Genomic DNA, 13,105 nt, shown 5'->3' with positions numbered 1-13,105 from the left:
GGCTCAGAAGAAATCGATCGAGACCTGCAGAAGCCGTTCGACCTCCGGCACGTCCTTGGCCAGCGCGAACATGACGATGCGGTCGCCTTCTTCGATGCGCAGGTTGCCGGTGATCTTCACCACCTCGCCATCCTTCATCACCGCGCCGACAAGCACCCCCTCGGGGAAGTCGATCTCGCGGATCACCCGTCCGGCGATCGACGAGGTCGAAAGCACCTCGGCCTCGATCACCTCGGCCTCGGCGTCGCCGATGGAATAGACCGAGCGCACGCGGCCATGGCGGATATGACGCAGGATCGAGCTGACGGTGGTGGCGCGCGGGTTGATGTGCGCGTCCACGCCCATCGGCTCCATCAGCGGCACCAGCGTGGGATCGTTGATCAGCGTGATGGCCATGGGGCAGCCCTCGGCCTTGGCGCGCACGGCGGCCAGCATGTTGGTCTTTTCGTCGTCGGTCACGCACAGCACCGCATCGGCCCGCCCGATCCCCGCTTCGCGCAGCAGCGCTGTGTCGAGCGCATCGCCGTGCAGGACGATGGTCCGCTCCAGCGCGTCGGCGGCGCGCTCGGCCGAACGGCGGTCCTTTTCGATCACCTTGGCGCGGATGCGCTCGGGACGGCTTTCGAGGGCCCGCGCCACGGCCAGACCGACGTTGCCACCGCCCAGAACCACGATGCGCTCCTGCTTGCGCTGCGCCTTGCCAAAGATCTCCAGCGTGCGCTGGATGTCCTCGGCGTGGACCAGAACGTAACACGAGTCGCCGGCAAAAATCTGGTCGCGCGGCTCTGGCGCGAAGAGCGTGCCTTCGCGGCGGATGCCAACCACAACCGAGCGCAGCGTCGAGAACAGGTCCGACAGTTGCCGCAGCGGCGTGTTGATGATCGGGCAATCGGCCTCGATAGTCAGACCCAAGAGCTGTGCCCCGCCCTCCAGAAAGCGCTCGGTGTCGAAGGCGGCAGGCGCCGACAGGCGCTGCAGCGCGGCCTCGGCCACCTCTTTCTCGGGTGAGATCACCACGTCGATCGGCAGGTGGTCGCGGCGGTAGAGGTCGGAGTAGATCGCGGTCAGGTAGCTCTGCGAGCGCAGGCGGGCGATCTTGCGCGGGATGGCGAAGATCGAATGCGCCACCTGACAGGTGACCATATTCACCTCGTCCGAATAGGTGGCCGCGATGATCATGTCGGCATCGCGTGCGCCGGCCTTGTCGAGCACATCGGGGTAAGAGGCAAAGCCCGCGATGCCCTGCACGTCGAGCGAATCCGTGGCGCGGCGCACCAGATCGGGGTTGTTGTCCACCACGGTGACGTCGTTGCGCTCGCCCGAAAGATGGCGGGCGATCTGCCAGCCAACCTGGCCGGCGCCGCAAATGATGACCTTCATGTCGTCTGCCTAATCTGCTGGCCCGAGGCCGGGTTTGCGTCTGGCATGACATGCCGGGCGCTAACGGTCAATCCGCGGGCATGAATGCGCGCGCCGGACACCCGGCGCGCGTTGCCATCCTGTCCGGCCCGCAGGCAGAGTGCTCAGGAAACCTTCGACACCTGCTCGTCTTCCACATAGGCGATGCGCCCGCCGGATTTGGCCCCGGTGACCACGCCAAGCGACTTCAGCTTGCGGTGCAGCGCCGAGCGCTCCATACCGACGAAGGCCGCGGTGCGCGAGATGTTCCCACCGAAACGGTTGATCTGGGTCAGCAGGTATTCACGCTCGAACGCTTCGCGCGCTTCGCGCAGTGGCAAGGTCGCCAGCGTGCCCGAGAGCACAACGCGGCCCTCTTCGGCCTCGCCCGCCGGTCCGTCCTGCGGCAGTTCGCGCGCCTCGATCGGACCGGTGCCGTCGCCGAGGATCAGCACCCGCTCGATCAGGTTCTTCAGCTGGCGCACGTTGCCCGGCCAGACCATGGTCTGCAGCAGCGCCACCGCGTCGTCCGACAGTTCGCGCTTCGGCAGGCCCTGCCCGCGGTTGAACCCCTCGATGAAATGCCGCGCCAGCATCGGGATATCTTCGCGGCGATCTTCCAGCGACGGCACGGCGATCGGCACCACGTTGAGCCGGTGATACAGTTCCTGACGGAAGCTGCCGGCGGCGATTTCCGCCTCGAGGTCGCGGTTGGTCGAGGAGATGACCCGCAGATCGACGCGCACCTTGTCGGCGCCGCCGACACGGGTGAAGCTCTGATCGACCAGCACGCGCAGGATTTTCGACTGGGTCCCCAGCGGCATGTCGGCCACTTCGTCGAAGTAGACCACGCCGCCGTGCGCCTGCTCCAGCAGCCCGGGCTCGATGCCGCGCTCGGCGCTTTCGCGGCCGAACAGCATCTGCTCCATGTTCTCCGGGGCGACACCGGCGCAGTTGACGGTGACGAAGGGCGCCGAGGCGCGCCCGGAATTGGCGTGGATGAAGCGCGCGGCGACTTCCTTGCCCGAGCCCGCCGGGCCGGTCAGCATCACACGCCCATTGGATTTGGTGACCTTGTCGAGTTGGCTGACGAGGCCGCGGAACATGGCGCTGTCGCCGATCATCTGAGCCACTTCGGTCTCGCGGCGGCGCAGCTGGTTGTTCTCGCGGCGCAGGCGCGAGGTTTCCATCGCGCGGCGGATCACCACCAACAACTGGTCGATGTTGAACGGCTTCTCGATGAAGTCATAAGCGCCCTGCTTGATCGCCGCGACGGCGATCTCGATATTGCCGTGGCCCGAGATGATGATGATCGGGATATCGGGGTTGTCGCTCTTGACGGTCTTGAGGATGTCGATCCCGTCCATCTTGCTGTCTTTCAGCCAGATATCGAGGATCATCAGCGCCGGAGGCTCGGAGTTGACCTCGTTCATCGCTTCGGTGGAGTTGCCCGCCAACCGCGTCGTGTAACCCTCATCCTCGAGGATGTCCCCGATCAGTTCGCGGATGTCGCGCTCGTCGTCGACGATCAGGATGTCGCTCATATCTGCCTCTCCAGTTCCGAAATGTTCTTTTCCGAATTCTCCGGCAGTGCGCCGGTTGTGCCGAGCGGCAGGCGGATCACCGCCATGGCCCCGGCATGGGTGGCACCGCCAAACAGCGGTGCGTCTTCGAGAGACAGCGTGCCGCCGTGCTCTTCGATGATCTTCTTGACGATGGGCAGGCCAAGGCCAGTGCCCTTGTCGCGGGTGGTCACGTAAGGCTCGAACAGCCGCGCCCGGTCTTCGGGAAGGCCGATGCCGTTGTCCATGATGTGGATGAGCGCGCGCCCGTCCTCTGCCACGAGGCTGACCCGGATCTCGGGCCGGTGACCCTCTGGTGCGCCCTTCTCGCGCAGGCTCTCGATTGCCTCACCGGCGTTCTTGATCAGGTTGGTCAGCGCCTGTCCGACCATGGTCGCATCCAGTTCGGCGGGCATCTCATGCGCCGGCAGATCGCTGACGAAGCGGATGTCGGGCTGGCCGGTCTCCTGCAGCAGCACCGCGCCGCGCAACAGCGCCACCACGTCCTCGGGCTTGCGCTCGGGCTCGGGCATGCGGGCGAACTTGCTGAATTCGTCGACGATGCGGCGCAGATCCTCGGTCTGGCGCACGATCACCTCGGTCATCTGGTCGAGCTTCTGCGCATCCTCTTCGGCCAGTTGCCGCGCGAACTTGCGCTTGATGCGCTCCGCAGACAGGCGGATCGGCGTGAGCGGGTTCTTGATCTCATGCGCGATGCGCCGCGCCACGTCGCCCCATGCGGCCATGCGCTGCGCGCTGACAAGGTCGGTCACATCGTCAAAGGCAATCACATAACCCTCGAGCGTGCCATCCTCGCGCCGCCGGGGTGAGAGCCGGACCAGCAGATGCTCGAGCCGGCCATCGCGGCTGACCTTCACCTCGTCCTGCGCCATCTCCAACCCGTTCTCGCGCAGCCGATCATAGAGCGGGCCGAACTCTGGCACCGCCACGGTCAGCGGCACATCGGCGCGCGGGGTCTCCCAGCCAAGCAACCGCTCGGCGGGACGGTTGACGAAGGTCACCTTGCCCTCGGCGTCGAGCCCGACCACACCCGAGGTGATCGACGACAGTACGGAATCGAACAGCCGTTGGCGGCGTTCGATCTGGCGGGTGTTTTCCAGCAGCGTCTCGCGCTGGCCCTTCAACTGGCGGGTCATCTGGTTGAAGTAGCGGCCCAGCATGGCGATCTCGTCGTCGCCCTCGCCCTCGATCACCTGCACGTCGAGGTCGCCCGCGCCGACCCGCTGCGCCGCGCCGGTCAGGCGGCCCACGGGGCGCGCCAGCCGTTCGGCGAACCACAGACCAAGCCATGTGGCGGCGAGGATCAGCAGCAGCGCAAAGCCCAGATAAAGCAGCGCAAAATCAAAGAGCCGACGCCCCCGCTCGCTTTCCTGCTGCTGGTAGAAGCGCGCGGTTTCCTGCGTTTCGTCAAGCAGGTTCAGAAGGTTGCCGTCCACCGCGCGGCTGACATAGAGAAACCGATCGGCAAAGGCCGAAAGCGGCACCAGCGCGCGCAGCTCGTGATTGTCCCAATCGGGGATCAGCACCAGCCCCTCGGCGCGGGCGCGATTGAACTGCTCGCGCGTCGGCTCTTCGTAGTAAAAGAGGTAAGAGCGATCGCCGCGGGCGCGGATCTCGCCACCGCCGTCGATCACATAGGCTTCGCGCAGGCCGCGCTGAATCTGGCCCTGCCCCTGCCCCAGCACCTGCCGCACGTCGCCATCGTCGAGCGCAAAATTGGCCCGCCGCGCGCCGTCGATGAACCGTGCCAGCGCCTGTACGTCTTCGGTAAGGCCCTCGCGCTGCTCCGCCTCATAGGCCTCGGCGGCGGCCAGCGATGCCCCGACCACGTTCTGCACGCGGCTGGAGAACCAAGTCTCAAGACCGATGTTGATGGTGAGAACGGCGAAGACCGCGACCGTCACGGTGGGCAGCAGCGCCATCAGCGCGAACACCCCGGTCAGCCGTAGGTGCAGCCGCGAGCCCGCCGATTGCGCGCGGCGGTCGGCGATCATCCGCCCCAGCCGCGCCAGCACCAGCGTGGCGATCAGCAGCACATAGACCATATCCGCCAGCAGCACGAGCCGCAGGCTCATCTGCGTCGCGCGACCGCCGCCGCCAAGTGGGCCAAGCACAAGGAACGTCATCACCGCCAGAACCGGCCCCAACAGGACAAGCCCAAGGGTCGCCACGTTCTGAACGCGCCTTTGCCGTCGCAGCCTGCTCAGCCGCGCCCACGTCGAACTCCGTGCCCGGGTGGCCACAGATTCACCTCACACTGATACGCTGCTCGTGGCAGCTCCGCCAAAGACTGTGGCTTCTAGTGAAAACGCCGCCCCGGAGGGCGGCGCAATGCGGCCACATGCCTGTGACGCTTTTACATCAGTTTGCGGCGCCGTGTCACGCGAATATCCAGATCAGTGATCTTCTTACGCAAGGTATTGCGGTTGATGCCAAGCAAATCGGCACATTTCGCCTGATTCCCGCCGGTTGCCTCTAGGGCAATCTCGATCAAAGGCGCCTCTACCTCCTTCAAGATGCGCGCATAGAGCCCCGGTGCCGGCAACATATTGCCGTGCAGATCGAAGTAGCGGCGCAAATGGCGGGCCACCGAGGTGCTGAGCTTCTCGCTGTCGCCGCCGCGTAGGATCGGCCCGGTGTCGGGCTGGTTGCCCAGCACCGCCTCGACCTCGGCGCGGCTGATTTCCTCGGCGCGGCTGGTCAGCGACAGGCGGCGGACCGAGTTTTCCAGTTGCCGCACGTTGCCCGGCCAGCTGTAGGCGCGGAACAGTTCAGCAGCGTCCTTCGACAGCCAGCGTTTCGAGGCGCCCTCGCGCTCGGCGCGCTGCAGGAAGTGATCGGTGAGCAGCGCGATATCCTCGACCCGTTCGCGCAGGCTCGGCACGTTGATCGTCGCGCCCGACAGGCGGTAGTAGAGATCCTGACGCACCGCGCCCTCTTCCATCGCCTGCGCCAGATCGCCTTGGCTGGTCGCCATGAAGCGCGGCACATGCTCGCCGGGGATATCCATCATGCGCACCACACGCGCCTGAATTTCGTCGGGGATGTCGGTGATCTCGTCGATCAGCAGCGTGCCGCCCTTGACCCGCGCCAGCACCCGCGCCGGCCCTTCAAGGTCCGACAGATCGGCGCCGGTGACGGTGATGAACGGCAGCGTGCGGCGGTCCGAGAAGTCATGGATGGCGCGCGCGATCAGCGACTTTCCCGTGCCGCTCTCACCCGAAATCAGCACCGGCAGATCGGTGTTCATCACCTTGGCCACAAGCCGGTAAAGCGCCTGCATCGCCGGGGTCTTGCCGACCAGCGGCAGCTCGTCCGGGCCATCGGCACCGATCGTCGCCACCTCTTCGCGCTTCGGCGTGCGGTTGCGGTTGTCGAGCGCCTTGGCGGTGCGCTTCATCAGATCGGGCAGATCGAAAGGCTTGGGCAGATAGTCATAGGCCTCTGCCTCGGCCGCCTGAATCGCCGTCATGATGGTGTTCTGCGCCGAGATCACGATGACCGGCAGATCGGGCCGATCCTGATGGATCTTGGGCAGCATTTCCAGCCCGTTGCCATCGGGCATGACGACATCGGAGATGACCACGTCGCCCTTGCCCTCACCGACCCAGCGCATCAGCGTGGTCAGCGACGAGGTCGCGTGCACCTTGCAGCCGGCGCGGGTGAGCGCCTGGGTCAGCACCGTGCGGATTGTGCGGTCGTCGTCAGCGACAAGTACGGTCCCGTCCATTTACCTGTTCTCCTCAATCTCGCGCGGGGCGCGCGGCAGTGAAATGCGAAAGACCGTGCGGCCGGGGACCGAGTCCACCGAGATCCAGCCGTCGTGGTCGGAAATGATCTTCGACACCAGCGCAAGGCCCAGCCCGGTTCCGTTCTCCTTGCCCGACACGAAGGGATCGAACACGTCGCCCTTGATGTCCTCGGGCAGACCGGGGCCGTCGTCGATCACTTCGATCTGCAGCGGCAGCTTCTGGGTCGAGCCGTCGGGGCGACGCATGCGGAAGCTGTGCTCGTAGAAGGTATGCAGGCGGATGGTGCCGCCCTCTTTCGGGTCGGCCGCCTCGGCGGCGTTCTTCAAAAGGTTCAGCACGACCTGCAAAAGCTGGTCCGGGTCGCCATGGGCAAGAGGCAGCGAGGGGTCATAATCCTCGACGAATTTCATGTGCGCGCCGACGCCCAGTTGCGTTGAGCGGCGCGCCCGGTCCAGCACGTCGTGCAGGTTGACCGGCTTCTTTTCGGGCGCCGAGAGATTGCCGAACTGCTCCACCTGCTCCAGCAGCTTCACGATGCGGCGCGTCTCGGCGACGATGAGATCGGTCAGTTCGAGGTCTTCTTTGCTGAGGTTCATCGACAGCAGTTGCGCCGCGCCGGTGATCCCGGCCAGCGGGTTCTTGATCTCATGCGCCAGCATCTCGGCCATGCCGATGGCCGATTTGGCTGCCGACTTGACCGAATGGCTCTGCGTCATCCGCCCGGCCAGTTCGCGCGGGCTGATCAGCATGATGAACCAGCCGGGGTAGTTCTGCACCGGCGCCAGTTGCAGGTTGCACACCAGCGGCGCGCGATTTCCCGTCCCCACATCCACATCGTTTACGAAAAGCGGCGTGCCGTTCTCGCGGGCGCGGCCAAGGCTTTCCTCCAGCGGCGCGTCCACGGCGAGGCGATCCCAGATCGGCTGGCCGACAAGCCACTTCGCCGAGTTGTTCATGAAGCCTTCGGCAGCCGGGTTCATGTCTGCGATGCGCTCTTCGGCGTCCAGCAGGATCGCCGGAACCGGCAATGACGACCACAGCTGCATCAGCAATTCATTGTTCGTGCTCATGCGGCGACCTTCAGATCGGCGTCCAGCGCCTCGTTCAACAGGCGCAGCGTCTCGGAAGGGTCGCGCTCGGTCAGGATGCGCTTGCGCAGGCCCGGTTCGGGCGCCGCATGATCCATGTACCAGCCCAAGTGCTTGCGCGAGACGCGGCCACCCAAGTCCTTTCCGTAGAAACTCAGCATTGCCTCATAATGCTCTGCAACCATTTGATAAAATGCCTTTCCTTCCGGCACCTCTGGTGCCGCTGTCCCGTAAAGCTCCGCGGCGATCTGCGCCAGCCGCCAAGGGGCGCCCTGCGCGCCGCGTCCGACCATCACGCCAGCGGCGCCAGAGGCCTTCAAAGCCGCGCGCGCCGTGGCGCTATCGATGATGTCGCCGTTGGCGATCACAGGGATCGACACCGCCTCGACAACCTCGCGGATCGCCGCCCAATCGGCAGAGCCCTTGTAGAACTGGCAGCGTGTGCGGCCGTGGATGACGATCATCTGCACCCCGGCCGCCTCGGCGCGCTTGGCGATCTCGGCGGCGTTGAGGCAATCGCCGTCCCAGCCAAGCCGGGTCTTCAGCGTCACCGGCAGATCGACCGCCTCCACCACCGCCTCGATCATCCGCAGCGCGTGGTCCGGCTCGCGCATCAGCGCCGAGCCCGACCAGCCGCCAGTGACCTTCTTGGCCGGGCAGCCCATGTTGATGTCGATGACCTTGGCGCCCATTCCCGCCACATGGCGCGCGGTCTCGGCCATGGGTTCGGGCGCGCGGCCCGCCAGTTGCACCGAGGTGTTCTGAATTCCGGCGCCCAGTTCGGCCTTTTCGCGGGTCCCCGGCCGCGCGGTGAGAAACTCGCCGCTGGCAATCATCTCCGACACCACGAGGCCCGCGCCAAAGCGCGACACCAGCGTGCGGAACGGTAGATCGGTGATTCCCGCCAGCGGAGCCAGCAGGACCGGGGGATCGATGAGTCTGTCACCCAGCGAGAAGTTCAAGCGCCTATTCCTTGTGCAGTTGCTTGGGAGTTAACGTGCTCCCGTCGCGTGTTCAATCATTTGGGGGCGTTAGATACGCACGCAAGACGAGAGTGCCTAAAAACTAATCACCTCACCGCCGGAGATTGCACCGCCCCCCGGCAGCGCCTAGAGAGGGGCGCCGGAGGTCAAGACCATGGAAACAGCCGCAATCATCGTCGCCGCAGGGCGTGGCACGCGCGCCGGTGGCGGGCTGCCGAAGCAGTGGCGCGACGTGGCGGCACGCCCCGTCGCACGCTGGACGCTCGAGGCCTTTGCCCCGCGCTGCGCAATCGTTCTGGTGGTGCACCCCGATGATCGCGCTCGCGCCGAGTCGGTCTGCGCGGGGCTGCCCGTCACGCTGGTGAACGGTGCGGCGGATCGGGCCGGTTCCGTCCGTGCGGGGCTCGAGGCGCTGGCGGACGATCCACCGCAAAAGGTGCTGATCCACGACGTCGCCCGCCCCTGCGTCTCGGCGCAGATCATCGAGGCCGTTATAGAGGCTCTCGACAGCGCGCCGGGCGCTGCGCCGGCGCTTGCGGTGACCGACGCGCTCTGGACCGGCGCAGAGGCGCGCGTGACCGGCACGCAGGACCGCAGCGGCCTCTTCCGCGCCCAGACCCCGCAGGGCTTTCACTATGCCGCCATCCGCGCCGCGCACGCCGCGCACCCCGGCGGCGCGGCGGATGATGTCGAGGTGGCCCGTGCCGCCGGGCTCGACGTCACCATCGTTCCCGGCGAGGAGCGCAATCTCAAGATCACCGGCCCCGAAGATTTCGCCCGGGCCGAGACCTACCTTCTGTCCGCCAAGGACAGGCCACACGACATCCCCCAGCAGGAGACCGCCATGGATATCCGCCTCGGCAATGGCTACGACGTGCACCGTTTCGGCGAAGGAGACCATGTGGTGCTCTGCGGCGTGAAGGTGCCGCACGGGCGCGGTCTGCAGGGCCACTCCGACGCCGATGTGGGCATGCATGCGGTCACCGATGCGCTCTACGGTGCGCTGGCCGAGGGTGACATCGGTCGCCACTTCCCGCCCAGCGATCCGCAGTGGAAAGGCGCCGCCTCCGAGATCTTCCTGCGCCACGCGGTCGATCTGGCGCGCTCCAAGGGGTACACCATTTCCAACATCGACCTGACGCTGATCTGCGAGCGCCCCAAGATCGGCCCCCACGCCGCGGCCATGATGGCCGAGATGGGCCGCATCATGGAACTTTCGCAGGACCGCGTCTCGGTCAAGGCGACCACCTCCGAACGGCTCGGCTTTACCGGCCGCGAGGAAGGCATCGCCGCAATCGCAACCGCTACGCTGGTGAAGCCATGACCGGACTGAGACTGATCGCAACCTTCTTCTACGCCGGGCTGCTGCGGCCCGCGCCGGGCACATGGGGCTCACTGGCCGCCCTGCCCGCGGCCTATCTGCTGCTGGTGCTGGGCGGCTTCTGGCTGCTGCTGGCCGCGACGCTGCTGGCCTTTGTCCTGGGCTATGTCGCCACGCAGAAACTGACGGCCGATGGCGCCGACGAAGACCCGTCGTGGATCGTCATCGACGAGGTGGTCGGCCAGTGGATCGCACTTTTCCCGGTTGGCTACGGCGCGATGATGATGGGCGTGGACTTCTGGCGCCTCTGGCCGGGCTGGGTCTCGGCCTTTGTGCTGTTTCGCCTGTTCGACATCTGGAAGCCGTCGCTGGTGGGCTGGGCCGACCGTCGCGGCGACGCCATGGGCGTGATGCTCGACGACGTGATCGCCGGGATCTTCGCCGCCATCGTCACCATCGTGCTCGCCGGCCTTGCGCACGGCTTTCTGATGTGAGGCGCGCGATGACTGAAGATCTTGCCAAGGACATCCTGACTCGCGCCATGGCCGCCGGCCTGCGCGTCACCGCCGCCGAAAGCTGCACCGGCGGCATGGTCGCCGCGGCGCTCACCGACATTGCCGGTTCGTCGAACATCTTTGACCGGGGGTTCGTCACCTACTCGAACGCCGCTAAGCAGGACATGCTGGGCGTCGCGGCGGCGACGCTAGAGGCGCATGGTGCCGTCTCCGAAGCGGTGGCCGCCGAGATGGCCCAAGGCGCGCGCAGCGCCGCCGGAGCCGATCTGGCGGTGGCGATCTCGGGGATCGCCGGGCCCGGCGGGTCCGAGCATAAGCCAGAGGGGCGCGTGTGCTTCGGCCTTGCCAGCGCCGCAGGCGTCAGCACCGAGACGGTGGAGTTCGGCGCGCTTGGACGCGGCGGGGTGCGCGCTGCGGCCACCCGCCATGCACTGCAGCTGCTGCTGGACGCCCTGCCATGAGGCGCCGGGTCGCTCAGTCCTGATCGCCGGGCGGCTCAGCCGTAAAGCTCTGCCGCCCGCCGTTCAAAGGCGCGTACGATGCGCTGCATGGCCTCGTAGAAGAACATGCCCGCCGCGCTCTGCAGCAACCGGCTCTTGAACTCGAAATCCACGAAGAAATGCACGTCGACGCCGCCATCGGCCGCGTCTTCGAAGTGCCATTTCGAGATCATGTGCTTGAACGGGCCATCAAGATATTCGGTGTCGATCTTCATCGGCTCGGGCCACAGCGTCACGCGACTGCCAAAGCGTTCGCGGAACACTTTGAAGCTGATCACCAGATCGGCCAGCATCACCTCGTGATCGCCCATGTCGTCGCGCGAGCGAATGCGCGCCGCTGCCGTCCACGGCAGAAACTTCGGATAACTCTCGACATCGGCGACGAGGTCGTACATCTGCTGCGCCGTGTATGGCAGGCGCTTCGTCTCGGAGTGGGTCGGCATGTCGCCCCTTTAACGCGTGACAATGTCCGCACATTTCCTATGCTGCGCGCGGATTTTCAAGGGGAGAACCATGGCAGAGAAGCCATATGTGGTAGAGCAGATGATTTCGGCCAAGGCGATCGCCGCCCGGATCGAAGATTTGGCACGCGAGATCGAGGCTGAATTTTCCGATACGGACAAGCTGGTTGTCGTGGGCCTGCTGCGCGGCAGCTTCGTGTTCATCGCGGATCTGGTGCGCGACCTCGATCTGGCGGTCGAAGTGGATTTTCTCGAAGCCTCCTCCTACGGCGACGGCATGGAATCGAGCCGCGAGGTGCGCATCCTCAAAGACCTGCGCTCGCCGATCGAAGGGCGCGATGTGCTGGTGGTCGAAGACATCGTCGACACCGGCTTCACCCTCAGCCACGTGATCCAGCTGATGCAGAGCCGCAAGCCGCGCAAGCTGCGCACCATCGCGCTGCTCGACAAGCCCGCGCGGCGCGAGGTTCCGCTCACGGCGGATTGGATCGGCTTTGAGATTCCTGACGAATTTATCGTGGGTTACGGCATCGACTTCGCGCAAAGGAACAGGAACCTGCCGTTCATCGGCAAGGTGCGTTTCCCCGAAGACGACGCCGCAGCGCAAGGCGGCGCATGAACCCGATCTGGCTCATACGGATGGCGCAGTGGGTGCGCCATCCGCCCTCGTCCAAACGCGTGAAACTGGTGCTGGCGGTCATCGCCGCCTGTCTCGCGCTCTACGCCGTGGAACGCTGGATCGGCTGGCCCGATGCGCTGACCTCTGAACGGACACGCGTGCCGATGCGGGTCAGCCCCTGAGATTACGCGAGAAAGTTACCTTAGGGAAATCGGGTTCTTTCAGAACATTACGATCATACCTTAGTTAATTGTTTCATAACGATTTATACAGGACGCTTTCACCCAATCCTGCCAGATGTGCGCCGCGCGCCCGGTCAATCGGCGCGACACGACAAGACTTGATCGGCCCTCGCGCTCCGCTACCCTTCAAGCCGCAAGTGATTTGAAGGACAGCCCGCTTTCGGGAGGAAAGGGAGTTTTCGATGAAGACCACGATTGCCGCTCTTGCGGCGCTCGCCACGCTCGGCAGCGCCGTCGCCGCCACCGCGCAGGACGCGCCCGCAGCTGTGAAGGCGCGCCAAGGCCAGTTCCGCATCATGGCGATCAATCTCGGCATCCTTGGCGACATGGCGCAGGGCAAATCCGAGTATGACGCCGACGCCGCGCAACTGGCCGCCGACTCGCTGGTCGGCGTGTCGATGATCCACGAGGCGCCGCTGTTCCCCGAGGGCACCTCCGAGATGGACATCGACGGCACCCGCGCCAAAGCCGAGATCTGGGACAACTGGGACGACTTCGCGTCGAAATGGGGTGGCTTCGGCGAGGCGGCTGCGAACATGCAGCAGGTCGCGGCGACCGGGCAGGATGCCCTCGGGCCGGCGATGGGGCAGCTCGGCGGCGCCTGCAAGGCGTGCCACGACGATTACCGGGCGCCCGAGTAAGC

The 13,105-nt window shown here is 65.7% G+C and carries 13 protein-coding genes; 6 read left to right on the top strand and 7 right to left on the bottom strand.

The features are described 5' to 3' along the window. Nucleotides 1-3: 3 nt before the first annotated feature. The 6 genes from trkA to dusB all read right to left on the bottom strand — a co-directional run bounded on the left by trkA (nt 4) and on the right by dusB (nt 8,783). On the bottom strand, nt 4-1,380 hold the full coding sequence (trkA, locus tag ACXAJT_RS00305) for a Trk system potassium transporter TrkA (protein ID WP_475231740.1): 1,377 nt from the start codon (nt 1,378-1,380) through the stop codon (nt 4-6). Between the two features lie 143 nt (nt 1,381-1,523). Further along, entirely contained in the window at nt 1,524-2,942 is a 1,419-nt protein-coding gene (gene ntrX, locus ACXAJT_RS00300; protein ID WP_475231736.1) for a nitrogen assimilation response regulator NtrX, read from the bottom strand. After that, nucleotides 2,939-5,107, bottom strand: coding sequence for a sensor histidine kinase (locus ACXAJT_RS00295; protein WP_475232737.1), 2,169 nt, complete (start codon nt 5,105-5,107; stop codon nt 2,939-2,941). The genes ntrX and ACXAJT_RS00295 overlap by 4 nt, the downstream gene beginning before the upstream one ends. A gap of 230 nt (nt 5,108-5,337) precedes the next feature. Next, nucleotides 5,338-6,711, bottom strand: a complete 1,374-nt coding sequence (locus ACXAJT_RS00290) for a response regulator (RefSeq protein ID WP_066100390.1) — start codon at nt 6,709-6,711, stop codon at nt 5,338-5,340. Continuing rightward, nucleotides 6,712-7,803 carry a two-component system sensor histidine kinase NtrB gene (locus ACXAJT_RS00285; RefSeq protein ID WP_475231734.1) on the bottom strand — a complete coding sequence of 364 codons (1,092 nt, stop codon included), beginning with the start codon at nt 7,801-7,803 and terminating at the stop codon, nt 6,712-6,714. Next, nucleotides 7,800-8,783, bottom strand: coding sequence for a tRNA dihydrouridine synthase DusB (dusB, locus tag ACXAJT_RS00280; RefSeq protein WP_475231730.1), 984 nt, complete (start codon nt 8,781-8,783; stop codon nt 7,800-7,802). The genes ACXAJT_RS00285 and dusB overlap by 4 nt, the downstream gene beginning before the upstream one ends. 175 nt (nt 8,784-8,958) lie before the next feature. Here dusB and ACXAJT_RS00275 point away from each other — a divergent pair, with 175 nt between their 5' ends. The 3 genes from ACXAJT_RS00275 to ACXAJT_RS00265 are packed head-to-tail and all read left to right on the top strand — an operon-like array spanning nt 8,959 to nt 11,101. After that, the gene (locus ACXAJT_RS00275; protein WP_475231728.1) at nt 8,959-10,128 is read left to right on the top strand and encodes a bifunctional 2-C-methyl-D-erythritol 4-phosphate cytidylyltransferase/2-C-methyl-D-erythritol 2,4-cyclodiphosphate synthase; all 1,170 of its coding nucleotides are present in this window, start codon (nt 8,959-8,961) and stop codon (nt 10,126-10,128) included. A 5-nt stretch (nt 10,129-10,133) separates the two neighbouring features. After that, on the top strand, nt 10,134-10,619 hold the full coding sequence (locus ACXAJT_RS00270) for a phosphatidylglycerophosphatase A family protein (protein ID WP_475232735.1): 486 nt from the start codon (nt 10,134-10,136) through the stop codon (nt 10,617-10,619). Between the two features lie 8 nt (nt 10,620-10,627). Next, nucleotides 10,628-11,101 carry a CinA family protein gene (locus ACXAJT_RS00265; protein ID WP_475231726.1) on the top strand — a complete coding sequence of 158 codons (474 nt, stop codon included), beginning with the start codon at nt 10,628-10,630 and terminating at the stop codon, nt 11,099-11,101. Between the two features lie 35 nt (nt 11,102-11,136). Here ACXAJT_RS00265 and ACXAJT_RS00260 read toward each other — a convergent pair whose 3' ends face one another. After that, a complete protein-coding gene (locus ACXAJT_RS00260) occupies nt 11,137-11,583 on the bottom strand; it encodes a type II toxin-antitoxin system RatA family toxin (RefSeq protein WP_475231724.1) in 447 nt (148 codons plus the stop codon). Nucleotides 11,584-11,653: 70 nt separating this feature from the next. On the opposite strand from ACXAJT_RS00260, the gene hpt reads away from it, so the two are divergent. The 3 genes from hpt (at nt 11,654) to ACXAJT_RS00245 (ending at nt 13,103) form a co-directional block, all read left to right on the top strand. After that, nucleotides 11,654-12,220 (top strand): hypoxanthine phosphoribosyltransferase, encoded by a 567-nt coding sequence (hpt, locus tag ACXAJT_RS00255; RefSeq protein ID WP_475231722.1) that lies wholly within the window; start codon nt 11,654-11,656, stop codon nt 12,218-12,220. Continuing rightward, complete coding sequence (locus ACXAJT_RS00250; protein WP_475231720.1) at nt 12,217-12,402, top strand: hypothetical protein; 186 nt, start codon at nt 12,217-12,219, stop codon at nt 12,400-12,402. Before hpt ends, ACXAJT_RS00250 begins: the two co-directional genes overlap by 4 nt. 242 nt (nt 12,403-12,644) lie before the next feature. Further along, entirely contained in the window at nt 12,645-13,103 is a 459-nt protein-coding gene (locus ACXAJT_RS00245; protein ID WP_475231717.1) for a c-type cytochrome, read from the top strand. Nucleotides 13,104-13,105 lie beyond the last annotated feature (2 nt).

This window comes from Salipiger sp. ABF4_146 (assembly GCF_056161345.1).
The sequence above is the reverse complement of the archived record's forward strand: the minus strand, read 5'-3'. Positions and strand labels throughout refer to the sequence as shown.

Excerpts from the sequence above, each read along its gene's own strand:
- trkA (WP_475231740.1), bottom strand. The coding sequence starts at position 1,380 with ATGAAGGTCATCATTTGCGGCGCCGGCCAGGTTGGCTGGCAGATCGCC.
- ntrX (WP_475231736.1), bottom strand. The coding sequence starts at position 2,942 with ATGAGCGACATCCTGATCGTCGACGACGAGCGCGACATCCGCGAACTG.
- ACXAJT_RS00295 (WP_475232737.1), bottom strand. The coding sequence starts at position 5,107 with ATGACGTTCCTTGTGCTTGGCCCACTTGGCGGCGGCGGTCGCGCGACG.
- ACXAJT_RS00290 (WP_066100390.1), bottom strand. The coding sequence starts at position 6,711 with ATGGACGGGACCGTACTTGTCGCTGACGACGACCGCACAATCCGCACG.
- ACXAJT_RS00285 (WP_475231734.1), bottom strand. The coding sequence starts at position 7,803 with ATGAGCACGAACAATGAATTGCTGATGCAGCTGTGGTCGTCATTGCCG.
- ACXAJT_RS00275 (WP_475231728.1), top strand. The coding sequence starts at position 8,959 with ATGGAAACAGCCGCAATCATCGTCGCCGCAGGGCGTGGCACGCGCGCC.
- ACXAJT_RS00265 (WP_475231726.1), top strand. The coding sequence starts at position 10,628 with ATGACTGAAGATCTTGCCAAGGACATCCTGACTCGCGCCATGGCCGCC.
- ACXAJT_RS00260 (WP_475231724.1), bottom strand. The coding sequence starts at position 11,583 with ATGCCGACCCACTCCGAGACGAAGCGCCTGCCATACACGGCGCAGCAG.
- hpt (WP_475231722.1), top strand. The coding sequence starts at position 11,654 with ATGGCAGAGAAGCCATATGTGGTAGAGCAGATGATTTCGGCCAAGGCG.
- ACXAJT_RS00250 (WP_475231720.1), top strand. The coding sequence starts at position 12,217 with ATGAACCCGATCTGGCTCATACGGATGGCGCAGTGGGTGCGCCATCCG.
- ACXAJT_RS00245 (WP_475231717.1), top strand. The coding sequence starts at position 12,645 with ATGAAGACCACGATTGCCGCTCTTGCGGCGCTCGCCACGCTCGGCAGC.